Source organism: Hansschlegelia sp. KR7-227 (assembly GCF_049446035.1).
GTDB lineage: Bacteria > Pseudomonadota > Alphaproteobacteria > Rhizobiales > Methylopilaceae > Methylopila.
Genome location: NZ_JBMSEA010000001.1, coordinates 2,899,659 through 2,921,846, shown reverse-complemented (window position 1 = coordinate 2,921,846; position 22,188 = coordinate 2,899,659). Strand labels below are relative to the sequence as shown.

Genomic DNA, 22,188 nt, shown 5'->3' with positions numbered 1-22,188 from the left:
GGCCACGGCGAAGTCGCATATAATATGTCAGTTGCACATCAATTTGCGCTGAATTAGGATCGCCACAAAAGGGGATGCGAGCAACGCGTCCTAACATGGGGAGGACTACATGAAGGCGTCCGCGCTCGCGGCTCTCGCGATTCTTGCGTTCCCGACCCTCGCGCAGGCGTGGGAGCCGACCAAGGCGATTGAGATCGTCGTTCCGTTTGGGCCCGGGGGCGCCTCCGACCAGATGGCCCGCACCGTGCAGGGCATCGTCCAGAAGCACAATCTCGCGCCGCAGCCGATCGTCGTCGTCAACAAGCCCGCCGCGACCGGCGGCGAGGCGATGATGGACATCCAGAAGTCGGTCCGCGATCCGCACAAGCTTCTGACGACGTCGAGCGGCATCTACATGACGCCGTTGTCGACCAAGCTTCCGGTGAACTGGCGGAACTTCACGCCGGTCGCGATGCTCGCGCAGGACGAGTTCCTGGTGTGGGTGAAGAGCGACGCGCCTTACAAGACCGTCCAGGACCTGCTGACGGAGGCCAAGACCGCCTCGCCCGCGCTCAAGATCGGCGGCGGCGGCTCGAAGCGCGAGGACGACCTCATCGTCTCCGCGATCGCGGCGGAATCGGGCGTGAAGCTGACCTACATTCCCTACAAGTCGGGCGGCGAGGCCACCAGCCAGCTCGCCGGAGGCCATGTCGCGGCCGACACCAACAATCCCTCGGAAGACGTCGCGAACTGGCGCGGCGGCGCGACACGGCCGCTCTGCGTGCTGTCGCCGAAGCGCATCGCCTATACCGGGAAGATCGCCGGCGATATGGCTTGGTCCGACGTCCCGACCTGCGGCGAACAGGGCCTCAAATTCACCTACAACATGCTGCGCGGCATCTTCATGCCCGGCGGCGTGACCGACGAACAGCAGACCTATTACGTCGAGCTGTTCAAGAAGGTCGCCGGGACGCCGGAGTGGAAGGAATACCTCGAGCGCAACGCTCTGTTGCCAGATCTCCGCTTGGGCAAGGACTTCGAGGACTTCCTGACGACCGATGAGGCTCTGCATAAGGACCTGATGGCGAAGGCCGGATTCCTCGCGACCAATTGATGTCTCGCGCTCCGGCCGGCTCGGGAGACCGGCCGCCCGGAGCGCTTGCACGTCGTTTGAAACGATCTGACACGGGGAGCGCCGTCATGTCGGCAGAGCAACACGCCGCGGGCGGGTCCGGCCCGTCGCGTCGATCGGTCGAAATCGTGGTCGCCGGCGCGATCCTCGTGCTCGCCGCCATGGTGCTGTGGGACAGCTACGGCCGCGGCGCGGGGTGGGATGGCGGGCCCCAATCCGGCTTCTTCCCCGCCCGCGTGGGATGGATTCTGGCCATCGCGTCGGCCTTCGCGCTCATCAACGCAATCCGCCGGCGCGACCAAGGGACATTCGCGACCTGGGGCCAGCTTGCGCTGGTGGCGCAGATCTTCGCGCCGCTCGCGATCTATGTCGCGGCGATCGAATGGATCGGGATTTACGTCTCGTCGGCGATCTTCATGGCGGCGTTCATGGTGTTCCTCGGCTCGTTCCGCTGGTGGACGACGCTGGTGATTTCGGCGCTGACGCCTGTCATCGCCTTCTGGGTGTTCGAGCTGCAGTTCCGGGTGCCGCTGCCCAAGGGCCCGTTCGAAGCTTGGCTCGGCTACTGAGGCGATAGCGACCGATGGACGATCTCTCCTCGCTCCTGCACGGCTTCGAGGTCGCGCTCAGCTGGCACAATGTCGGCTTCATGATCGTGGGCGTTCTGCTCGGCATCGTGGTTGGCGTGCTGCCCGGCCTCGGCGGCCCGAACGGCGTCGCGATCCTTCTGCCCATGACCTTCGGCATGGATCCGACATCGGCGATCATCCTGCTGTCGTCGATCTATTGGGGGGCGCTGTTCGGGGGCGCGATCACCTCCATCCTGTTCAACATTCCCGGCGAGGCCTGGTCGGTCGCGACCACGTTCGACGGCTATCCTATGGCCCAGCAGGGGCGAGCGGGCGAGGCGCTGACCGCCGCCTTCACGGCGTCCTTCATCGGCGCGCTCTCGGGCGTGGTCCTGATCACCTTCGTCGCGCCGCTGGTCGCAAAATTCGCGCTCAGATTCGGGCCGGCCGAGTTCTTCGCGGTTTTCCTGCTGACCTTCTGCTCTTTCATCGGCATGGGGCGCGAGAACCGCACCAAGATCGTCATCTCGCTCGCGATCGGCTTTCTGCTGGCCGGCGTCGGCATGGACACGATTTCCGGCGACCTGCGCATGACCTTCGGCTCGATGGAGCTGATGCGCGGCTTCGATTTCCTCGTCGTCGTGATCGGGCTCTTCGGCGTCTCCGAGATTCTTCTGACGATCGAGGAGGGGCTCGAGTTCAAGGGCAAGAAGGCCGCGATCGACCTGAAGGTCGTGCTGAAGACCTGGGCGAGCCTCCCCCGGTATTGGGCGACGCTGGTGCGCTCCTCCGTGGTCGGCATGTGGATGGGCGTCACGCCGGGCGGCGCGATAGCCGCGTCCTTCATGGGCTACGGGCTGGCGAAGCGGTTCTCGAAGAGCGGCGACCGGTTCGGTCAGGGCGAGGTCGAGGGCGTGCTGGCGCCTGAAACCGCGGCCCATGCCGCCGGCACCTCGGCGCTGCTGCCGATGCTGGCGCTCGGCATCCCGGGGTCGGCGACGGCGGCGGTGCTGCTCGGGGGCCTCATGATCTGGGGTCTGCAGCCCGGGCCGATGCTGTTCGTCGAGCAGAAGGAGTTCGTCTGGGGCCTGATCGCGAGCATGTATCTCGGCAACGTCGCCGGCCTCATCATCGTGCTGGCGACGGTGCCGCTGTTCGCGGCGATCATGCGCGTGCCGTTCGCGATCGTCGCGCCGATCATCCTGATCGTCTGCGCGATCGGGGCGTACACGGTCGGCAACTCGACCTTCGACATCTGGCTCATGCTGGCGTTCGGCGTGGTCGGCTACGTCTTCAAGAAGCTCGACTATCCGCTCGCGCCGATGGTGCTCGCGCTGGTGCTGGGCGATCGCGCCGAGGACGCCTTCCGGCAGGCTTTGCTCGGCTCCGGCGGCAGCCTCCAGGTGTTCTGGGCCAACGGGCTGGTTACGACCCTGATCATCCTCTCGGCGCTGCTCCTGTTCTGGGGGCCCGTCGGGGACCTCATCGGAAAGATGCGCGGCGGGCGCGGCAAGCCGGCGATGGGGACGGCCGAGTGAGGACGCCGGACAGGTTTCCGCAAGGGACGCCGTGATGCTGGACAGCGTTCGCCAGGAGACGCGTGTCTGGAACGCGCTCGAAACCAGCTACCGCGAGCGGCTGGCGCGCGGCGCCGCCTTCGCCGACGGCAAGATCGCGCGCCGCGACGAGATCGTGGCGTTCCTCGAAGCGGTGATCGAGCCATACGATCGCATCTGCATCGAGGGCAACAATCAGAAGCACGCTGATTTTCTGGCGGAATCGCTCGCGAAGACCTCGGTCGACAAGATCCACGACCTGCACGTCGTGCAGTCGAACATCGCCCTAAGCGCGCATCTCGACGTGTTCGAGCGCGGCACGGCGCGCAAGCTGGACTTCTGCTACGCCGGCCCGCAGGGGCTGCGGATCGCCCGGCTGATCAAGGAAGGGAAGGTCGAGGTCGGGGCGATCCACACCTATCTCGAGCTCTACAGCCGCTATTTCTGCGACCTCACACCTCAGGTCAGCTTCGTCGCAGCCGACGCCGCGGACGCCGACGGCAATCTCTACACCGGGCCGAACACCGAGGACACGCCGGCGATCGTGGAGGCGACCGCCTTCAAGTCCGGCGTGCTGATCGCGCAGGTGAACCGCCTGGTCGACAAGGTCCCTCGGGTCGACGTGTCCGGCGACTGGGTGAGCTTTGTCGTCGAGGCGCCCAAGCCGCATTACATCGAGCCGATCTTCACCCGCGACCCCGCCGTCATCACCGAGGTTCAGGTGCTGATGGCGATGATGGTGATCCGCGGGATCTACGAGAAATACGGCGTGGCGCGGCTCAACCACGGCATCGGCTTTGACACCGCGGCGATCGAGCTGATCCTGCCGACCTACGCCGCGGACCTCGGCCTCAAAGGCAAGATCTGCCGCTACATGTCGGTCAACCCGTGTCCGACGCTGATCCCGGCGATCGAGGCGGGCTTCGTCGAAGGCATCCACTGCGCGGGCTCGGAGCTCGGCATGGAAGCCTATACGGCGGCGCGCTCCGACGTGTTCTTCATCGGCCGCGACGGCACGATGCGGTCGAATCGCGTCTTCTGCCAGCTCGCCGGCCACTACGCCGACCTGTTCATCGGCTCGACGCTTCAGATCGACCTCGAGGGAAACTCCTCGACGGCGACGCTTGCGCGCATCACCGGTTTCGGCGGCGCCCCGAACTTCGGTTCGGACTCGCGCGGCCGGCGCCACGGCAGCGAGCCCTGGCTCAAGGCCGGCGCCGAGCAGCGGCGCGAAGGGACGATGCCGCGCGGACGCAAGCTCGTCGTGCAGATGGTCGAGACCTTCGGGGACGGCATGTCGCCGACCTTCGTCGAGACCCTCGACGCCTGGGAGCTGCAGAAGACGTTCGGCATGCCGCTGCCGCCGGTGATGGTCTATGGCGACGACCTCACGCACGTCCTCACCGAGGAGGGCATCGCGAACCTGCTGCTCTGCGACACGCTGGCGGAGCGCGCGCAGGCGATCCGCGGCGTCGCGGGCTACACGCCGGTCGGCATGAAGCGCGACAAGGCCATGGTGGAGCGGCTGAGGCAGAAGGGCGCGGTGCAGTACGCCGAGGACATCGGCGTCGACAAGCGGCTCGCGACGCGCGACCTGCTCGCCGCGCGCTCGATCAAGGATCTCGTGGCGTGGTCCGGCGGCCTGTACGACCCGCCGTCCCGCTTCCGGAACTGGTGAGGAGCCTCCGATGGAGCACCTGGAGTTCGACTATCCCGGAGGGGGGACGAGGCCCGCGCGCCCGAACGCCCTGGTCGGCGTGGTGGGCTCGGGCAATCTCGAGGTCATGATCGAGGCAGCGAGCCTCGGCGGGCGCTGCTCGGCGGTCGTCGACACGTCGGTGCGCGGCTTCGGCGGAACCTGGGAGCGCGTGCTGGAGGATTTCTTCGCTCGCCACCGGTTCGAGGACGTCCGCATCTCGATCAACGATGGCGGCGCGACGCCGGCGGTCGTCAGCTTGCGGCTCGACCAGGCGGCCTCCGAGATCAAGGGATCGGCCGCGTGAGGGTCGCCCGCAACAGTTTCTACGAGGCGACGGCGCGTGGCCGCGTGCGGGCGCTGCTCGACGCGGGATCCTTCACCGAATTCTGCCCGCCCGCCGAGCGGCGCGTCAGCCCGCATCTGCCGGCGCTCGGCCTTCCCGTGGCGTTCGACGACGGCGTCGTGGTGGGCGAGGGGACGCTCGGCGGCCGGCCGGTCCTGATCGCCGCGCAGGAGGGCGGCTTCATGGGCGGAGCGGTCGGCGAGGTCCATGGCGCCAAGATCACCGGCATCCTCGAGCGCGCGACGGACGTGAAGCCGGACGCCGTCGTGCTGCTGCTCGACACTGGCGGGGTGCGCCTTCACGAGGCCAACGCCGGTCTTGTGGCGATGGGCGAAATCCAGCGCGCGGCGCTCGGCGCTCGGCACGCGGGCGTGCCGGTCATCGTCGCGATCGGCGGCAAGAACGGCTGCTACGGCGGCATGTCGATCGTCGCGCGCTCCTGCGACTGGATCATCGCGAGCGAGGAGGGGCGCCTGTCGATTTCCGGCCCGGAGGTCATCGAGGCGGTCGAAGGCATCGAGGAGTTCGACGCGCAGGACCGCGCGCTGGTCTGGCGTACGATGGGCGCGAAGCATCGCCGGCTGATCGGCGAGATCGACGCGCTCGTCGCCGACGACGTGGAGGCGTTCCGTACGGCGATCGCGGGCTTCCTCGGGCGCAGCCGCCCGCTCGATCTCGACGCGCTCGAAGCGGAGCACGCTGCGCTCCGTCGACGGCTCGAACGCTTCGCCGACTGCGCCGACGGGACCGACGTCTGGGCGCGTCTCGGCGTCAACGACCCCGGCGCGGTGCCTTCGCTTGACGCGGAGCGCTTCAACAGCCTCGTCGACGCGCTCGGGCGGGCGCCGTGAGCGGCCTGGCTGACACGCCGGTCGGCCGCGTGCTGGCCGAATTGTTCGGCGCGGATCACGGGATCGCCCGCAAGGGCAGCGTGGTGTCCGGAGTCGCCCGTTTCGACGGTCGCGCCGTCACGGTCGTCGGGACGCTGGAGCGCGCGACCATCGGCGCCGACGTCGCGCTCGATCTCGCCCGCCCGGTGCTCGACGCGATGCGGGACGAGCCGGGGCGGCCGATCCTCGTCATCGTCGACAACGCCGGCCACCGCCTCAGCCGCTGGGACGAACTGATGGCGAACAATGGCTGCATCGCCCATCTCACGCGCTGCTTCGACGCCGCGCGGCGTCGTGGCCACCGCGTGATCGGGGTGGTGCACGACCTTGCAGTCTCCGGCGGCTTCATGGCGACGGGGCTGTCGACCGACCTGTGCTACGCGCTCCCAGGCGCGGAGGTCCGGGTCATGGCCCCTGCGGCGATGGCGCGGGTGACCAAGATTCCGGTCGAGCGGCTCGCGGAACTCGCGGCCGTCAACCCGGTGCTCGGCCCCGGCGTGGAGAACTTCATCCGCGTCGGCGGTCTCGAAGGCGTTTGGGACGGGGACCTCAAGGCGCGCTTCCGCGACGCGCTCGAGCAGCCTCTCCCGCAGGACGATCCGCGCCGCGCGCTCGGCGCCGAACGGGGCGGACGCCGTCTCGCGCAGGACGTCGCCGCCCGGGTGCGCGCCGGGTCGACGAAGTGACAGCGGAAGGATCGGCGTCCGCGTTCGCCGCCGAGGACGCAATGCCCGATACGACAGGCGATCCGATCGCCGCCGAGATTGACGCGCTCGCGGTCGCGGCCCTGACGCGGGAGCTGGCCTGCTACCCCAAGCCGGGCCTCGTCAGCTTCGTCGACGCCGGCAGCCACGACGACATGACCGCCGAGACCTTCATGCGCAGCATCGCGGCGCTCGATGGGTATTTCGGCGAGATGGCGGACGGCGGCGCGCGGGGGGCTGGTTTCGCGGATCTGAACCGCATGGGTCGTCGCGCCGAGGCGCGCATGTTCGCCTCGACCGGGGGAGTCAACACGCATCGCGGCGCGGTGTTCTCCCTTGGATTGCTCGCGGCGGCGGCCGGGTGGGTCATCGCCGGGGGAGGAGCCGCCGCGGCGGACGTGTGCTCGACGGTCGCTCTGCGTTGGGGCGAGGCCATCCTTGAGGCGGCCCGGTTCTCGAAGGACGCAAGCCATGGAGCCGCCGTGCGCGCGCGCTACGGCGCGCCGGGGGCCCGCGAAGAGGCGGCCGCCGGCTTTCCCACCGTGCTTGACCACGCGCTGCCCGCCTTCCGGACGGCGCGCGCCGCCGGCCTGGAGATCAACGCGGCGAGCGTCCAGGCGCTGTTCGCGATCGTCGCCGTCCTTCCGGACAACAATCTTCTCTACCGGGGCGGCGCGGCCGCCCTTGCGGACGCCCAGGGGCAGGCGAGCGCATTCCTGTCGAGCGGCGGAATGCTCGCGCCGGGGGGCTTCGCCCGCGCGGTCTGCGTCCACGAGGCCTTCGTCGCCGAGCGCCACAGCCCCGGAGGGGCGGCCGATCTGCTGGCGGCGACGTTGTTCCTCGCTGGGCTCGAGGACCACGGCTTTCGCACGTGACGCTCGCGATCCTCTGCGCGGGGCAGGGCGCACAGCATCCGGACATGTTCGAGCGTCTCGCCGCCGAGGAGGCTGCGCGGCCGACGCTGGCCGAAATCTCCCTGCGAACCGGGCTCGATGTCATGAGCGGCCGCATCGCGGCCCCGCCTGAGGCGCTGACGGAAAACCGGGTCGCGCAGCTGCTCGTCGTCGGGCACGCCGTCGCGACCTTCGCCGCCTTATCCGCGAACGGAATCGAGGCGTCGGTGTGCGCGGGCTACAGCGCCGGCGAGATCGCGGCTCACGCTTGCGCGGGGGCTTTCCCCGAAGGCCGCGCGCTCGCCGTCGTCGCCCGGCGCGCCGCCTGCATGGACGCCGCCTGCGCAGGCCGGCCGCGGCAGGGCATGGTCGCGGCGATCGGGCTGTCGGTCGCCGACGCCGAGCGTCTGGCCGACGAGACTGGCGTCTTCGTCGCGATCGTCAACGGGCCGGATCATGTCGTGATCGGCGGAGCGGCGGACGACGTCGAGCGCTTCGCCGTCGAGGCCGAACTCAGGGCGCGCCACGTCCGCCGCCTTGGCGTGCGCGTCGCGTCGCACACGCCGCTGCTGGCGGCCGCGGGGCCTCCCTTCGCCGAAGCGATACGCGCGTCCGGGTGGCGTCCGCCCGTCGCGACCGTTCTCGCCGGCATCGACGGCCGGGCCCTCCGCAGCGTCGAGGACGCCGCTCATTACCTGTCGATCCAGCTTCACGACCGTCTGGACTGGGCGCGCTGCCTGGCGTCCGTCTTGGAGTATGGCGCGACAGCGACGCTGGAGATCGGGTCCGGGCGCGCGCTCACCCGGATGGTCGAGGAGGCCTATCCGGACGTGCCAGCCCGGGCCTTCGAGGATTTTCGAAGCGCGGCGGGCGCCGCGGCGTGGGCGCGGCGGCACGCGTAGAGGGGCGCATTCAGCCGGATCCGCGCTGTTACGCAGAATCTCAGGGATGCTTGTGGATGGGGTCGACCCAGTACACTTCTTCCGGCCGCTCCACCGGATCGACGTCTGTGATGTTGACCACCACCGCCTCATTGTCCGAACGGACCAGCACGCATTGCAGAGGGTTGGCCGGATCGGCGTTGATCTCCTGGTGCGGCACGTAAGGCGGCACGAAGATGAAGTCGCCTGGGCCGGCTTCGGCGACGAATTGCAGCCGCTCTCCCCAGCGCATCCGCGCTTTGCCGCTGACAACGTAGATCACGCTCTCCAGCGCGCCGTGATGGTGGACGCCGGTCTTGGCGTTCGCCTCGATCGAGACGGTGCCGGCCCAGATTTTCTGGGCCCCGACGCGGGCGTGGTTGATCGCCGCCTGTCGGAACATGCCGGGCGTCTGGGCCGTGTTGGAGTCGAGCCGGTCACCCTTGATGACCCGCACGCCGTCATGCTTCCAGCGCTCGTCGGCGGCGCTGTGCTCGTGATGATGGTCAACTTCGCGGTCGTCGGTCATCCGGCCTCCCTTGTGGCGATCGCGCGCCGCCTGTGACTGGTCTAATCCGCTCGCCCGCAGGATCAAGCGCCGTCGGCGGGCGACCCTGAAAGCGCCAAGAGCTGCAAGCGCCTCGCAACAGCGAAGATAGCTGTTGCCGCAACGGCGCGAGGCCGCTACTCGCTCCGCGAACGAAGCGGCGGGCGGGGGCGCGGCATGGATCGGGTCGCGAAAATCGCCCTTGGGAGCATTGTCGTCGGGCTGGTGGTGCTCGCGCTGAAGACCGCGGCATGGCTTCTGACAGGCTCGGTCGCGTTGTTTTCCGACGCCGCCGAAAGCGTGGTCAACGTCGCCGCGGCGGTCGCGGCCTTCGTCGCCGTCCGCCTGTCCGCGACTCCGCCGGACCGCAACCACCCCTACGGCCACCATAAGGCCGAATATGTCTCTGCGGTGATCGAGGGCGCGCTGATCATCATCGCGGCCGCCGCCATCATCAACGAGGCGTGGGGCGCGTTTCGCAACCCTCGCGAGGTCGATCTCACGCCGATCGGCGTCGGCGCCAATCTCGCGGCGACAGCGATCAACGCCGCCTGGGGCCTTCTGCTGTTGAACCGAGGCCGGGCGTCGCGGTCGCCTGCGCTGATCGCCGACGGCAAGCATCTGATGGCGGACGTGGTGTCCTCGGTCGGCGTGTTGGCCGGCCTCGGAGCGGTCGTCGCGACCGGCTTCGTCTGGCTTGATCCCGCGATCGCGGCTCTCGTCGCGGTCAACGTGCTGTGGTCCGGCGTCCAGCTCGTCCGCGCCTCCGTGGGCGGGCTCATGGACGAAGCCGCGCCGGCCGAAACGCTCGATCGGATCAAGGCCACCATCGCCCGCAACGCCGACGGCGCCATCGAGGCCCATGACCTGCGCACCCGCCACGCCGGGAGGCTCACCTTCGTGGATTTTCACCTCGTCGTCGCCGGCGACATGCACGTCTCCGCCGCTCACGACATCTGCGACCGGATCGAGCGCGCGCTCCAGGCGGAAGACGGGGAGATCGTCGTGACGATCCATGTCGAGCCCGAAGAAAAGGCGAAACACGCGGGAATCGTCGTGCTTTAGCCGCGTTTACGCGACATGCACCATGTCGACGGCAGGATTGCGGCCGGTTTTTCTTTTGGGCCTCGGGGGCTCCCGCCGACATGACGTGCGCGCGTCCGTGATGCGACAGCAGGCGATCTCGCTCGCGCTCGGCCTCGCCGCCGTCCATCCGGCGAGCGCGGCCCCGTGCCTTCTTCAGGCCGAGGCCGAGGCGGTCGCTCCCGAGCGCGCGCTCGACGGCGACACGGTGCTGCTCGACGACGGCCGCGAGGTTCGGCTCGCCGGAATCGTCGCGCCGAAGGCGCCGTTGGGGCAGTCCGCAGAGGCGTGGCCGTTCGATCTCGCCTCCCGGGCCGCGCTGCAACGGGCGACCGCCGATCGTGTGATGGAGTTGCGGCTGTCCGGCCGGTCGCCCGACCGCTACGGTCGCCTCGTCGGCTATCTCGCGGAGATCGAGGCCGCCGACCATGCCGGCGTGGCCTCCGCTCTGCTCGCCGCCGGGCTCGCCCGGGTCGTCGCCGACGTCGCCGGCCGTGACTGCGCAGCCACGCTGCGCGCCGCGGAGCGGCAGGCGGCCGATGCTCGCCTTGGTTTGTGGTCAGATCCGTACTACGAGATTCGGAACGCCGCAGACGGAGCGGCGCTCGCCGCCGAGGCCGGCCGCTTCGTGGTGGTCGAGGGGCGTGTCGCAAGCGTAAGGATCGCTTCCCGGCGGGCGTATGTGAATTTCGGAGCGCGCTGGCGCGAGGCCCTGTCGCTGACGCTCTCAGAGGCCGCCCTTCGCAAGCTCGGCGGGTTCGCGACGCTGGGCGCGGTCGCCGGCGCGCGGCTGAGAGTGCGGGGTGTGGTCGAGGTGGGACGCGGACCGACGATCTTTGTCTCGGAGGCAGCCCAGATCGAGCCGATACCAGACGCGGGCCTGAAGCGGTGATGGGCAGGTTCTTCGGGATGGTCGGATCGTTCGGCCGCTTCGTCGCTTTGGGCGGCGTGGCGGCGCTGCTCGCCGCCTGTTCGAGCGTCGGTTCCGAACGGGCCGTTCCTCAGACGGTCGCGGCGGTGCCGGCGGCGGCCCCCAAGGTCGCGCCGCCGCCGCCGAGCGCGGTCAGCCAGGAGCAGGCGCGCATCGCGGCCGTCTACGGCGGCGTCTACGAGAAGCCGGAACTGACGGCGTTGCTGAACGCGGTGTCGGATCGACTGGCGGCGGCGTCCGGGCGGCCGGACCTGCGTTACAAGGTGACGATCCTAAACTCCCCGCTGATCAACGCCTTCGCCCTTCCGAACGGCAACCTCTACGTCACCCGTGGCCTGCTTGCGATCGCGAACGACTCCTCCGAGGTCGCGGCCGTTCTGGCGCATGAGATGGCGCATGTGACCGCGCGCCATGCGCTGCAGCGCGCCGACGAGGAGCGTAAGGCGGTGCTGGTCAGCCGCGTGGTCTCCGACGTGCTGCAGGATCAGAACGCCGGCGCCGTCGCCCTCGCCAAGAGCCGGCTGTCGCTTGCGAGCTTCTCGCGCGCCCAGGAGCTCGAGGCCGACCGGATCGGCGTGCAGAACGTCGCGCGGGCCGGCTTCGACCCCTACGGCGCCTCGCGCTTCCTGCTCTCGATGGGTCGGCAGGCCGACCTCAGGAGCGCCGCGCTCGGCCAAAAGCCCTCCCAGCCCGGCCTCGACTTCCTGTCGACCCATCCGTCCACGCCGGAACGTGTGCAGCTCTCGGTCGCCGCCGCGCGGCAAGTGGCCGCGCCGGGGATCGGCGAGCGCGACCACGACGGCTATCTCGCCGCGATCCACGGCATGACCTATGGCGACGATCCGAGCCAGGGATTCGCGCGCGGGCGTCGTTTCCTCCATCCCCGGCTGGGCTTCTCTTTCGTGGCGCCGGACGGCTTCACCTTCGAGAACGGCGCCGAAGCCCTGCTGGGCGTCGCACCGGACGGGAGGGCGCTCCGCATGGACGCCGCCAAGCTGTCCGGCGGGCAGACCCTCGAAGGCTACGTCTCCGAAAACTGGATCGACGGCGCGGAGCCCGGCCCGGTCGAGAAGATCGAGGTCAACGGCATGGAGGCGGTGACCGTCGTCGCGCGCGGTCGCGAATGGACCTTCCGGTTCGCCGCGATCCGCTTCGGACCGGACGTCTACCGTCTGATCTTCGCCGCGCGCGACCTGACCGCCCAGGTGGACGCGGGCTTCCGCGAGTCGCTGATGAGCTTCCGCAGGCTGTCACAGGCCGAGATCGACGCGGCGCGGCCGTTGAAAGTCGAGATGGTCCGGGCGCGGACGGGCGATACGGAGGCGAGCCTCGCGGCCCGCATGGCCGTGTCGGACCGCGCGGTCGAGCGCTTCGCCGTGCTCAACGGCCTTGCGCCCGGCGAGACGCCGCAGCCCGGCTCGCGCTTCAAGATCATCGACGAATGAGCGATGGCGTCCGGCCGGACGTAAGGGGGCACGGATGACGGAGTTCGTGATCGTCGTCACCACCGTCGACGATCGCGCCGTCGCGGACGCGATAGCGACCGACGCGGTCGATCGCCGCCTCGCCGCCTGCGCGCGCATAGCGGCCGCGGACAGCGTCTATCGGTGGGACGGCGCCGTCCAAAGAACGCCGGAATTTGTCGTCGAGATGAAGACGACCGCCGCCGCCGCGCCAGCGCTGGAGGCGGCGATCCGCGAGCGTCACAGCTACGAGCTGCCCGAAATCGTCGTGCTCCCCATTCTGGGCGGCTCTCGGGACTATCTCGACTGGCTGGCGCGGGAAGTGTCCGAACCGGTCTGACGAACCGCGGGCGCAGACCCCTTAAACGTTTCCTCACACTCTTCGCGTTTTGTTGAGCGTCGGACGAACAGAACGGCGTTCCTGGGCATGTGTCGCCCAAGAGCCACAGTTCGCTCCAGCGTTGCGTATTGTGTTGGAGTTCCGCGTGCCCCGACCTGCTTCCGCCTGCGTCCGTGCGGCGTTCCTGGTCATCGCTGCATCCGTCCTCGCCGGTTGCGCCTCGACAGGGGGAGGCGTCGTGCGCGTCCGCCTGAGCGAGCGCGAGTGCCTGGCGCGAGCGATGTATTTCGAATCGAACCGCTCCAGCGACGCAGGGATGCTCGCGGTCGGCACCGTGGTCATGAACCGGCTGAAGTCGGGCCGATACGGCTCGACGGTGTGTCAGGTCGTCGGCGCGCCGAAGCAGTTCGCGCCGGGCGTGCTCACACGTCCGATGACCGACCGGGGCGCGCCGCGGGCTCGCAGGATGGCGGACATCGTCTTGTCGGGAAAGCGTCATCCAGGCGTGCAGAACGCTCAGTTCTTCCACACCTATGGCTACCGCTACCCTTACAAGAACATGCGCTACGTGCTCGTCGCTGGCGGCAACGCCTTCTACGACAAGACCAAGGCCCCCAAGACCTTGTGGGGCGGCGAGGGCCGTTGGCCGGGACCGCCGACTCCCTCCGAGAGCGTCGGCGGCGCGATCATGGTCGCGAGCAACGAGGTGGTCTACGAGAACGACCGCGCCCCGGAGCCGCCTCTCGAGCGCTCCCCGCGCGCCGAGGCTCGGGAAGCTCCCGCGCGCGAACAGATCGCGACGCGCCGCGCGGCGGAGCGGACCGAGGTCGCCGTCCGCGAGGAGCCACAGCCGCGTCGCGGCGCCCGCGTCGAGACGCGCATGGCCGACGCCGGCGAGGTCCCGATCTACGAGCCTGCGCCCACGAGGAAGCCGATCGTGGTGGCCTCGCTTGAAAAGCCGCGCCCCGAAGACCGCTGGCGCGACGAGGAGCTCGCGGCCGACGCCGGCCAGGCGCCCGCCTCGAACAAGGAATGGCGCGACCGCCGCGAGGAGGTCCAGATCGGTCCGCGCGTGCCGGACATCGAGAAGGACGATCCCGCCGCTCACGGCTGGCGCGCCGGCCCGGCGCCCGTCCGCACCGGCAGCATCGACCGGGAGATCTACGGATCGCCGGAGCCGGAGGACACCTCCTACGCCCTGTCCAGGGCGGGAGATCAGGCGCTGGCCGAGACGCCGCGGCCGGCGGTCGCTCGCCCCGCTCCGCGGCCGCGAACGATCGCCCCGAAGGCTCCGATCCAGGCCTCGGCCGCAGGCGGATGGAATGGCGGCTACGACGCGGAGCCCCGAGCTGCGGCGCCTCGCCGATCGGACCCCGCCGCTCCGGCCCGCCGCCGGAGCGCGCAGGCGCCCGCTGCCGTCGACATCGATGAACTGCTCGACGCCGAGGGGCCTGCGGCACGGACCCGGTCCGGCCGATAGCCGCCTGATCTGGAGCTGGTGGAAGAGAGTGGGAGTCGAACCCACCAAAGACCGCATCCGCAGCCCCTCCCGGATTTGAAGTCCGGACGCCCCACCGGGGAACGTTTCTCCTCCGTCGTCATGAGATGTGCCGTACGGAACGTCGTCCATGCAAGCGGTGATTGGGGCGGGCCGCCAAGGGCGCTGGGGACGAGCCACCCGCGTCGGGGCGATCCGGCGAGGGCTGCGGTCGACCCACTCGAACCGCGTCTGGCTAGCCCGGGTGAGCCTCGGCCTGACCCGGCGCTCGGCGTCTCTGTCGTAGCCCTCCGAGCGATCCGGTTCGGCATTTTCGGGTCGATCTCGCCGGCCGCCGCGTGGCGACGCGGTTCAGTCGATCCAGAGGCCTCTGGAGCGATGCCAGTCCTCGATCGATTGCTCCGGATACTCCTCGAAGGTGAGGTCGTCCGGGCCGATCGCCGGCTCGACCCACGAGGCCTTGGAGCCCAGCATCAAATGCGTGCGGACCGGCGGCTTCGGCAGATCGCTATCGATCGCCGAGGCGAAGGGGTGGACGAGTTCGGGCCAGGTCGGATCGAACAGCCACAAGGCGGTCCCGCAACGCGTGCAGAAGTTCCGCTCGCCGGAACTCAGACGGCCGCGCCCCGTCCCTTCCGCGATCTCGGCGCGGAACACGCCGATGGCGTCGCGGCCCTCGACCTGCAACGTGGCGGCGTCGGCGTGCAGGTTGATGGCGTATCCGCCGCCTCCCGCCGTCTTGCGACAGATCGAGCAGTAGCAGAGCTGGTAAGGGTAGGGCGCGTGGCTGTCGCAGGAGAAGCGCACCGCCCCGCAGCGACACGAGCCCTTCAGCGCCATCGGCATGGCGGTCTCCTTTCAGCCGCGCCCCAGCCGTTTCCGGAGCGCGGCGCGGATGGTTTCGAGCGCTCAGGCGGCTTTCGCGAAGGCCGCCTTGCCCTGCTCGTCGAGCGCGCGGAAATCGGCGTCCGAGAGCGCGATCGCCGCCGCCGCGACGTTCTCCTCGAGATGCTTGACCTTCGAGGTGCCGGGGATTGGCAGCATGACCGGACTGCGCTTCAGAACCCAGGCGAGCGCCACCTGGCTCGGCCCGGCGCCGAGCTTTTTCGCGATCTCGTCGAGCACGGAGCCGGGTTTTGCGAGGTCGCCGGCCGCCAGCGGAAACCACGGGATGAAGCCGACGCCTTCGGCCTCGCAGAAATCGAGGACGTCCTCGCTGCCGCGGTCGACGAGATTGTAGCGGTTCTGCACCGTCGCGACCGTGAAGTGCTTCTGCGCGGCCTTGATTTCCGCGACCCCCACCTCGCTGAGGCCGAGATGGGCGACGAGCCCTTCCTTCTGCATGTCGCGCATCACGCCGAACTGCTCGTCCTGCGGAACCTTGGGATCGATGCGATGGAGCTGCCAGAGATCGATCCGTTCGACGCCGAGCCGGCGCAGGCTCATCAGCACGCATTGGCGAAGATATTCGGGGCGTCCGACCGGCTCCCATATGCCGGGGCCGTGGCGGGTGAGGCCGCCCTTCGTCGCGATCAGCGACCCCTTATAGGGATGCAAAGCCTCGCGGATCAGATCCTCGCTGACGAAGGGCCCGTAGCTGTCGGCGGTGTCGATGAAATCGACGCCGAGCTCCGGCAGCCGGCGAAGCGTCGCAAGCGCGCCGGCGCGGTCCCGCGGCTCGCCCCAGACGCCCTCGCCCGTGACGCGCATCGCGCCGAAGCCGAGGCGATTGACGGTCGCGTCGCCGATCTTGAATTGACCGGACGCGGATGCGGTTGTGTCGCTCATGAGGAGATCTCCTTGATGCCCTGCATCTAGGAGCTTCGTCGCGATTTGCACTGCAAGCTCGGCCGAGCGTCGGCGCAAAGATCGCTCAGTGAGCCTCAGCGCGGCACGGCGACCCCGTTGATCGTCAGCTGGTCCGCCGGCCGCGAGGGCGGCTGCGCGGCGACGATCTGAGGGCGCGGATCGTCGGGGTCCGCGAGCACCAGCGCCCAGAACACCTCGAAGCGGGTGCCCGGCGCATGGACGGCCGCGATCCCCATGCGGGACGCCTTCGGCTCCAGCATGTTCCTGCGGTGCGGCGGCGACGAGCGCCAGCCGGTGAACGCGTCGGCGAGAGTGTCGTGGCCGGCGCCGATGTTCTCCCACATGCCGCCGTTGCGATAGCCCGAGCGCGCGATCCGTTCCTTGAACGGGAGGGGCGCCGCATGGCTGAGCCTGCCGAGCGACGCCATGGCGCGCGCCTGGGCCTCGGCCATGCGGTCGAGCGCCGGGTCGAGCGTCACTGGCCCGAGGCCGCTTCCGCGACGGAACTCGGTGATCATCTCGACGGCCGCGCGCTTGTCGAGGGCGGCGCCCGGACGCGACTGGCTCTGGTACACGCCGGGCGTCGTCGGGACCCGCGGTCCGGGCTCGGCCGAGCAGCCGACGAGCCCCGCGCACAAAGCGAATGCGCCGGCGAGGCGGCCTAGGGTCAGAACGGGCATCAAAGGCTCCGCGGACGGCTCGGCATGAGCGGGGGTCAGGTCTTGGTCGCCGCGGTGGGCGAGGGGGCGGAGAGCGGCGCGTCGGAGGCGTCGTGTAGCCCCGGGGACTTGGCGAATCGACCGAGAATCTCGCCGATCCGCTCTGCTGCGTCCACTACGGTCGGCCCCGCCGGCCCGCCGAGCGCGACGCCCCGTTCGGCGAAGGCCTTCACCAGCGCGAAGTTGAGGTCGCTCTTCACGCTGCCGGCCTGACGGGGGCTCGGCACGTTGCAGAAGAGCGAGAACGCGTTCTGGTCGGCGGCGAAACTGTTGAGGAACAATTGCGGCTCTGGAAACGCCAGGATCGCGCCGTTGGCCTTGGCGGTCTCGATCGCGACCGCCTTGACTGCGACCGGGTCGACCGCCGCCGAGACCGAAAAGTCGATCTTCACGCGGCCCACCGGGCTGCCGTGGGTCACGTTCTTGACGCTCTTGGTGATGAAGTCGGAGTTCGGCACGATCAGCGTCGACCGGTCGAACAGTTCGATCTCGGTGGAGCGCACCGAAATCCGCCGGACGTTGCCTTCGTCGGAGCCGATGACGATCCAGTCTCCGGCCTTGATCGGCCGCTCGGCGAGAAGAATGACGCCCGAGACGAAGTTCGAGATCACGGCCTGGAGGCCGAAGCCGATGCCGACCGAGAGCGCGCCGGCGACGATCGCGAGCCGGTCGAGGCTGAACCCGAGAGAGGTGACCGCGAGCACGATCACCCCGATCCCGCCGAGATAGCCGACGCCCGTGCTGATCGAGGCCTTGAGGCCGGCGTCCATGCGGGTCTTCGGCAGCAGATCCCTGTCGAGCCAGCGCTGCGCCAGCCGCGTGACGCCGAAGCCGATCGCGACCAGAAGGAGGGTGCCGAGCACGCCCGGGATCGACACCTTGATGTCGCCGATCTGCACGCCGGTGATCGCGTAGCGGAGCCAGCCGAAGACGTCGCTTGACGCAAGGCCCCATGGCGCGAGGACCAGAAGCGCGGCGGCGCCGATCAGCATGATCCGGACGGCGCCCGAGAGCAGCACGCCGAGCTGTTCGAGCGACTCGGGCCGCATGCCGACCGCGCCGCTCACGCTGCGTCCCACGCGGGTCTCGGCCGACAGCCCCGTCGTCAGCACGTCGTCGACGACCATCAGCAACAGGTAGGCGAGCGAAAACACCGCCGCGATCCAGATCACCTGATTGATGAGGAACTGAGCGAAGGCGACATAGCCGACGAAGACCGACACGACGGACGCGGTGACCGCCATCCACGCGATCAGCCGCAGGAGGAGCAGCACGGGACGGTCGAAGGCGTCTCCATGATCGGAGCGGATGGTCGCCTCCACGCGCTCGGCCGCGCGTATGCGCCGAAGGGCGATCGCGAAGGTCGCCGCGTTCAGCAGCGCGAACAGCCCGCCGCTCGCGATGACGACCGGGAGGCTCGCGCCGACGGCTTCGTTGAAGTGATGCACCAGCCGGCCGGCGACGAAGCCGAGCGCGACCCAGACGGGCTGGTTCTTCATTTCGGCGATCGCCGCGTCGGAGAGGTCGACGATCCGCCAGCTCGGCCGATAGGGCGCGAGCAGCGCGCGCATGATGCCGTGGGTGAACCCGATGAACCCCGATGCGAGCACGACCATGAAGGCCAGCGTCTCGAACTTCGAGGGCATCCAGCCGGCGGCCTTGAGGGCCCAGTAAAGCGCGGCGGTCGCGAGAAGCGGCGTGAGCGTGGTGACGAGAAGCCGGACCAGCGCGACCATCGATCGCCTGAGTCTGGACTGCGGCGCCTGCTGGATGACGAGGCGTTCGCCGAAGCCGGCGGCCCAGCGACGGCCGGGAAAGAGCAGAAACGCAGCGGCCAGCAGCGCCGTCGCCGCCAGTGCGATCTGGGCCGGACCGAAGTTCCGGGAGACGGTCTGCGCGACGTCCGCCGCCAGCCGGCCGACATTGTTCAGGTCGTTCGGCGCTTCCCGGACGACGTCGGCCCACAAGCGCGGATCGGCAAGCGAGCGCGACCCCTCGAACAGGCGGTCGGCGAGCATCGCCCGCCGTCGCTCGGCGATCTTGGCGGCGACCTGCGTCGCCTCGACCTGAATCAGCTTGCCCCGCTTGATCGCCTCGTCGATCTGCTGGCGGGTCGCGGCCTGCACGTCCCTCTCGCGCGCCACGTCCGCGCTCTCAGCGGGCTCGCCCTCCTTCGGCTTCGGTCCGATCTGAGCGAGTCGCGCGTCGGCGGCCGACAATTGCGGCTGCAACTGCGTGACCGCCGCGTCGAGCGCGATGGTCAGCGGATCGATCCTCTGGCGCAGCGCGTCGAGTTCGCCGTCGTTGAGCGCGCTCGCCGTCAGGCGTCCTTCGATCCGGTCGAGCTCGGCCCGGGCGTTGTCGATCGAGACGGTGGGAGAAAGATCCTCCGCCAGCGCCACCGACGCGGCGAGGGCGCAGGCTGCGATGATCAGCGACAGCGCGCGGAGCGCGCGAAAGGGCAGGCGAGTCATGACGGCCTTTCGGCGCTGCGAATGACGGCGTTGATGCCGCGCGATTGCGGGCAAGAAGAGGCGCTTGGCGGACGGCCGTCCGTCGAGGGGCGCGGCGCAGTCGGGAAAGTTTCGCCGGTCACCCCCTGTCGAAGAGCGCCGATGTCGCCATAACACCGGATTGGTGCGTCGCCAAAGGGCGGCGCGATGGTCGGACCGTAGGCGCTTGCAGCGCGCGTCACGGCGGTCCTCGGGCGAGGGGAGCTGCTTCTGTTCGGCGGGGGTGGAGAGATGGCGGCGCGCCTTCGGGCGTTCGACTGGGCGTCGCATCCGCTCGGACCGCCTTCGGCGTGGCCTGAGGCGCTCAAAGCGGCCGTGGGGATCTGCCTGCATTCGAGCATGCCGACGGCGATCTACTGGGGACCGGAGCTCCGGCTGCTCTACAACGACGCCTGGTCGTCCATACCCGCCGAGCGACATCCGGACGCGATCGGCCGGCCGGCCGCCGAGGTGTGGAGCGACATCTGGCCGACCATCGGGGCGGAGTTCGCTTCGGTCATGGAGACGGGGCGGGGGATCTCCCATTTCGACACGCGCCTCGAGATGCGGCGCGGCGACCGCTTCGAGGAGACTTACTGGAACTACAGCCTCACGCCGATCTTCGGCGAAGACGGACGTGTCGCCGGCCTGTTCAATCAGGGCAACGAGACGACCCTGACGGTCAAGACCGCCCGCATGCAGGCGTTCCGCGTGGCGCTCGCGGATCGTCTCAACGACGTCGCGGATCTCGACGCGACCGCGATTCTCGACACCGCGCTGGGGGAAATCGGCCGGCATCTCTCCGTCGCGAGCGTCAGTTATGTCGAGTTCGATCGCTTGCATGGTCCGAAGGCGGACCGCGCGCGGTGGCGCTCCGACGGCTCGCTCAGCGTCGGTCTGGATCCGGGAGAGGCCTTAGCTGAAGCCCCGCTTTCGGAGGCGGTGGAGGGACGGGCCGTTTCGGTCGAGGACGCCGCTCTCGATTCGCGTGTCGCGGCCGAAGCCCGCCGGCGCTGGGAGGCGGCCGAGATGCGCGCCGCGGCGGCCGTGCCGATCATGCGCCAAGGCCGCGCCGTCGCCGCTTGGGTCCTCGGCGACGGGGATCCTCGTCGCTGGGATTCGGTCGAGCTCGATCTCGTTCGGGACGTTGGCGACCAGCTTTGGCTTACGCTTGACCGGGCCGACGCCGCGGCCCGGCTTCGCGTGAGCGAAAGGCGGTTCGCCACGCTGTTCGAGCAGTCTTCCGCGGGCTTGGCCGAGCTCAGCCTCGACGGCCGGTTCCTCCGCGCGAACGAGGGCATGGGCCTTCTCCTGGGACGTGCGCCCTCGGAGCTCTCTGCGTTGAACATCCTTGACGTCACTCACGCGGACGACGTTCCCGGCACCGCGTCGCGGCTGGCGCAGGCGATCCAGAACCGCCAGTCGTTCTCGCAGGAGAAGCGCTACGTCAGGCCCGACGGGTCCACAGTATGGGCGATCAGCAACGTCACCTGCCTGGTCGACGACGACGGTCGGCCGACCGGCCTGTTTAAGGTGGCGGCGGACGTCACGGAGCGGCGAGAGGCGGACAGCATTCGAGACGCGCTGGTCGCGGAGCTGAACCACAGGGTGCGCAACAATCTGAGCGCGGTGCAGGCGCTCGCCCGCCAGGCCAGGTCCGATTCGACGTCGGTGCACGAGTTCGAGCGCGCCTTCAACGCCCGCCTGATGGCGTTGTCGCGCGCCCAGGACCTGCTGATGAGGGAAACCTGGGTCGCGGCGCCGCTGCGCGACGTCGTCGCCGACACGCTCGCGCCCTATGCGGTCGCGGGCGGCGAGCGAGTGACGATCGAAGGTCCGGAGGTGCGCCTGTCGCCGAACGCGGCCGTCACCCTCGCGCTCGTCTTTCATGAACTCACGACCAATGCGGCGCGCTTCGGCGCGCTCTCGGATCCGGAGGGCAGGGTCGCGGTCGATTGGTCGGTCGGGCACGGGCCGACCGGACCCGCGATCGACCTCCTCTGGCGCGAAACGGGCGGGCCGGCGCTCAGCCCTCCGGCGCGCCGCGGCTTCGGGTCCCGGCTCATCGAGCGCGGCGCGCCGGGCGAACTCGGCGGCAGCGCGCGGCTCGCATTTGACCCTGCTGGGGTATCATGCGCCATTCACCTTCCACTTTCGAGAAAGATCATGATTCCATGAACGACAGTCCGGTCAACGGCCTGCGCATCCTTCTGGTCGAGGATGAAGCAATGATCGCCATGCTTGTGGAGGACATGTTGGCTGACCGCGGCGCCACGGTGGTCGGCCCGGCCGGCGCCGTGTCGGCGGCCCTGAGCGCGATCGAGAGCGAACCGATCGACGGCGCGCTTCTCGACGTCAATCTCGGCGGGGTGGAGAGCTTCGAAGTGGCGGACGCACTGGCGAAGCGCGACATTCCCTTCGTGTTCGTCACCGGCTACGGCGGAGCGGGCGTCCGCGACCGCTATCCGAACGTCGCAACGCTGCAGAAGCCGTTCATGCCGGAGGATTTCGATCGGGCGCTCGGAACACTCGCGGCGCTGTCGCGTGGGGAGTGACGGGGCGAACGCTCTCGAAGTCGAACCGCTGGCCCGCGTCACCGAGTCAGTCCGTTGCGTCCGCGG

20 protein-coding genes, 1 tRNA gene and 1 pseudogene are annotated in these 22,188 nt (G+C 69.4%); 16 read left to right on the top strand and 6 right to left on the bottom strand.

Annotation, left to right across the window (positions count from 1 at the left end):
• Positions 1-109 precede the first annotated feature (109 nt).
• The 9 genes from ACO2RJ_RS13635 to ACO2RJ_RS13595 all read left to right on the top strand — a co-directional run bounded on the left by ACO2RJ_RS13635 (position 110) and on the right by ACO2RJ_RS13595 (position 8,667).
• On the top strand, positions 110-1,093 hold the full coding sequence (locus ACO2RJ_RS13635) for a Bug family tripartite tricarboxylate transporter substrate binding protein (RefSeq protein WP_423268549.1): 984 nt from the start codon (positions 110-112) through the stop codon (positions 1,091-1,093).
• A gap of 86 nt (positions 1,094-1,179) precedes the next feature.
• Entirely contained in the window at positions 1,180-1,680 is a 501-nt protein-coding gene (locus ACO2RJ_RS13630; protein ID WP_423268548.1) for a tripartite tricarboxylate transporter TctB family protein, read from the top strand.
• Between the two features lie 14 nt (positions 1,681-1,694).
• Entirely contained in the window at positions 1,695-3,218 is a 1,524-nt protein-coding gene (locus tag ACO2RJ_RS13625) for a tripartite tricarboxylate transporter permease (protein ID WP_423268547.1), read from the top strand.
• Between the two features lie 34 nt (positions 3,219-3,252).
• Positions 3,253-4,914 (top strand): malonate decarboxylase subunit alpha, encoded by a 1,662-nt coding sequence (gene mdcA / locus ACO2RJ_RS13620; protein WP_423268546.1) that lies wholly within the window; start codon positions 3,253-3,255, stop codon positions 4,912-4,914.
• Between the two features lie 10 nt (positions 4,915-4,924).
• Positions 4,925-5,239, top strand: coding sequence for a malonate decarboxylase acyl carrier protein (gene mdcC, locus ACO2RJ_RS13615; RefSeq protein ID WP_423268545.1), 315 nt, complete (start codon positions 4,925-4,927; stop codon positions 5,237-5,239).
• Positions 5,236-6,129, top strand: coding sequence for a biotin-independent malonate decarboxylase subunit beta (locus ACO2RJ_RS13610; RefSeq protein ID WP_423268544.1), 894 nt, complete (start codon positions 5,236-5,238; stop codon positions 6,127-6,129). The genes mdcC and ACO2RJ_RS13610 overlap by 4 nt, the downstream gene beginning before the upstream one ends.
• Positions 6,126-6,854 (top strand): biotin-independent malonate decarboxylase subunit gamma, encoded by a 729-nt coding sequence (locus ACO2RJ_RS13605; protein WP_423268543.1) that lies wholly within the window; start codon positions 6,126-6,128, stop codon positions 6,852-6,854. Before ACO2RJ_RS13610 ends, ACO2RJ_RS13605 begins: the two co-directional genes overlap by 4 nt.
• Positions 6,855-6,895: 41 nt before the next feature.
• Positions 6,896-7,747, top strand: coding sequence for a triphosphoribosyl-dephospho-CoA synthase MdcB (gene mdcB / locus ACO2RJ_RS13600; protein ID WP_423268542.1), 852 nt, complete (start codon positions 6,896-6,898; stop codon positions 7,745-7,747).
• A complete protein-coding gene (locus ACO2RJ_RS13595; RefSeq protein ID WP_423268541.1) occupies positions 7,744-8,667 on the top strand; it encodes an ACP S-malonyltransferase in 924 nt (307 codons plus the stop codon). Before mdcB ends, ACO2RJ_RS13595 begins: the two co-directional genes overlap by 4 nt.
• A gap of 40 nt (positions 8,668-8,707) precedes the next feature.
• On the opposite strand, the gene ACO2RJ_RS13590 is transcribed toward ACO2RJ_RS13595, so the two are convergent.
• Positions 8,708-9,214, bottom strand: coding sequence for a cupin domain-containing protein (locus tag ACO2RJ_RS13590; RefSeq protein ID WP_423268540.1), 507 nt, complete (start codon positions 9,212-9,214; stop codon positions 8,708-8,710).
• 195 nt (positions 9,215-9,409) lie between these two features.
• Between ACO2RJ_RS13590 and ACO2RJ_RS13585 the strand changes: the two genes are divergently transcribed.
• The 5 genes and pseudogenes from ACO2RJ_RS13585 to ACO2RJ_RS13565 all read left to right on the top strand — a co-directional run.
• Positions 9,410-10,297: a cation diffusion facilitator family transporter gene (locus tag ACO2RJ_RS13585; RefSeq protein WP_423268539.1), complete on the top strand. Its 888-nt coding sequence runs from the start codon at positions 9,410-9,412 to the stop codon at positions 10,295-10,297.
• A gap of 85 nt (positions 10,298-10,382) precedes the next feature.
• A complete protein-coding gene (locus ACO2RJ_RS13580) occupies positions 10,383-11,207 on the top strand; it encodes a thermonuclease family protein (protein ID WP_423268538.1) in 825 nt (274 codons plus the stop codon).
• Complete coding sequence (locus tag ACO2RJ_RS13575; protein WP_423268537.1) at positions 11,207-12,691, top strand: M48 family metalloprotease; 1,485 nt, start codon at positions 11,207-11,209, stop codon at positions 12,689-12,691. The genes ACO2RJ_RS13580 and ACO2RJ_RS13575 overlap by 1 nt, the downstream gene beginning before the upstream one ends.
• A gap of 34 nt (positions 12,692-12,725) precedes the next feature.
• Positions 12,726-13,049, top strand: a complete 324-nt coding sequence (gene cutA, locus ACO2RJ_RS13570) for a divalent-cation tolerance protein CutA (protein WP_423268536.1) — start codon at positions 12,726-12,728, stop codon at positions 13,047-13,049.
• A gap of 145 nt (positions 13,050-13,194) precedes the next feature.
• Positions 13,195-13,653: pseudogene (locus tag ACO2RJ_RS13565) on the top strand (cell wall hydrolase); the annotation flags it as partial.
• A gap of 892 nt (positions 13,654-14,545) precedes the next feature.
• Here the strand turns inward: ACO2RJ_RS13565 and ACO2RJ_RS13560 are convergent.
• The 5 genes from ACO2RJ_RS13560 to ACO2RJ_RS13540 all read right to left on the bottom strand — a co-directional run bounded on the left by ACO2RJ_RS13560 (position 14,546) and on the right by ACO2RJ_RS13540 (position 19,549).
• Positions 14,546-14,643: transfer RNA gene (locus tag ACO2RJ_RS13560), tRNA-Sec, on the bottom strand.
• Between the two features lie 255 nt (positions 14,644-14,898).
• The gene (locus ACO2RJ_RS13555; protein ID WP_423268535.1) at positions 14,899-15,393 is read right to left on the bottom strand and encodes a GFA family protein; all 495 of its coding nucleotides are present in this window, start codon (positions 15,391-15,393) and stop codon (positions 14,899-14,901) included.
• 63 nt (positions 15,394-15,456) lie between these two features.
• A complete protein-coding gene (locus ACO2RJ_RS13550) occupies positions 15,457-16,335 on the bottom strand; it encodes an aldo/keto reductase (protein ID WP_423268534.1) in 879 nt (292 codons plus the stop codon).
• 95 nt (positions 16,336-16,430) lie between these two features.
• Positions 16,431-17,036 (bottom strand): CAP domain-containing protein, encoded by a 606-nt coding sequence (locus ACO2RJ_RS13545; protein ID WP_423268533.1) that lies wholly within the window; start codon positions 17,034-17,036, stop codon positions 16,431-16,433.
• 35 nt (positions 17,037-17,071) lie between these two features.
• Positions 17,072-19,549, bottom strand: coding sequence for a DUF3772 domain-containing protein (locus ACO2RJ_RS13540; RefSeq protein WP_423268532.1), 2,478 nt, complete (start codon positions 19,547-19,549; stop codon positions 17,072-17,074).
• Positions 19,550-19,819: 270 nt separating this feature from the next.
• Between ACO2RJ_RS13540 and ACO2RJ_RS13535 the strand changes: the two genes are divergently transcribed.
• Complete coding sequence (locus tag ACO2RJ_RS13535; protein ID WP_423268531.1) at positions 19,820-21,745, top strand: HWE histidine kinase domain-containing protein; 1,926 nt, start codon at positions 19,820-19,822, stop codon at positions 21,743-21,745.
• Positions 21,742-22,122, top strand: coding sequence for a response regulator (locus ACO2RJ_RS13530; protein ID WP_423268530.1), 381 nt, complete (start codon positions 21,742-21,744; stop codon positions 22,120-22,122). Before ACO2RJ_RS13535 ends, ACO2RJ_RS13530 begins: the two co-directional genes overlap by 4 nt.
• Positions 22,123-22,188: the final 66 nt, after the last annotated feature.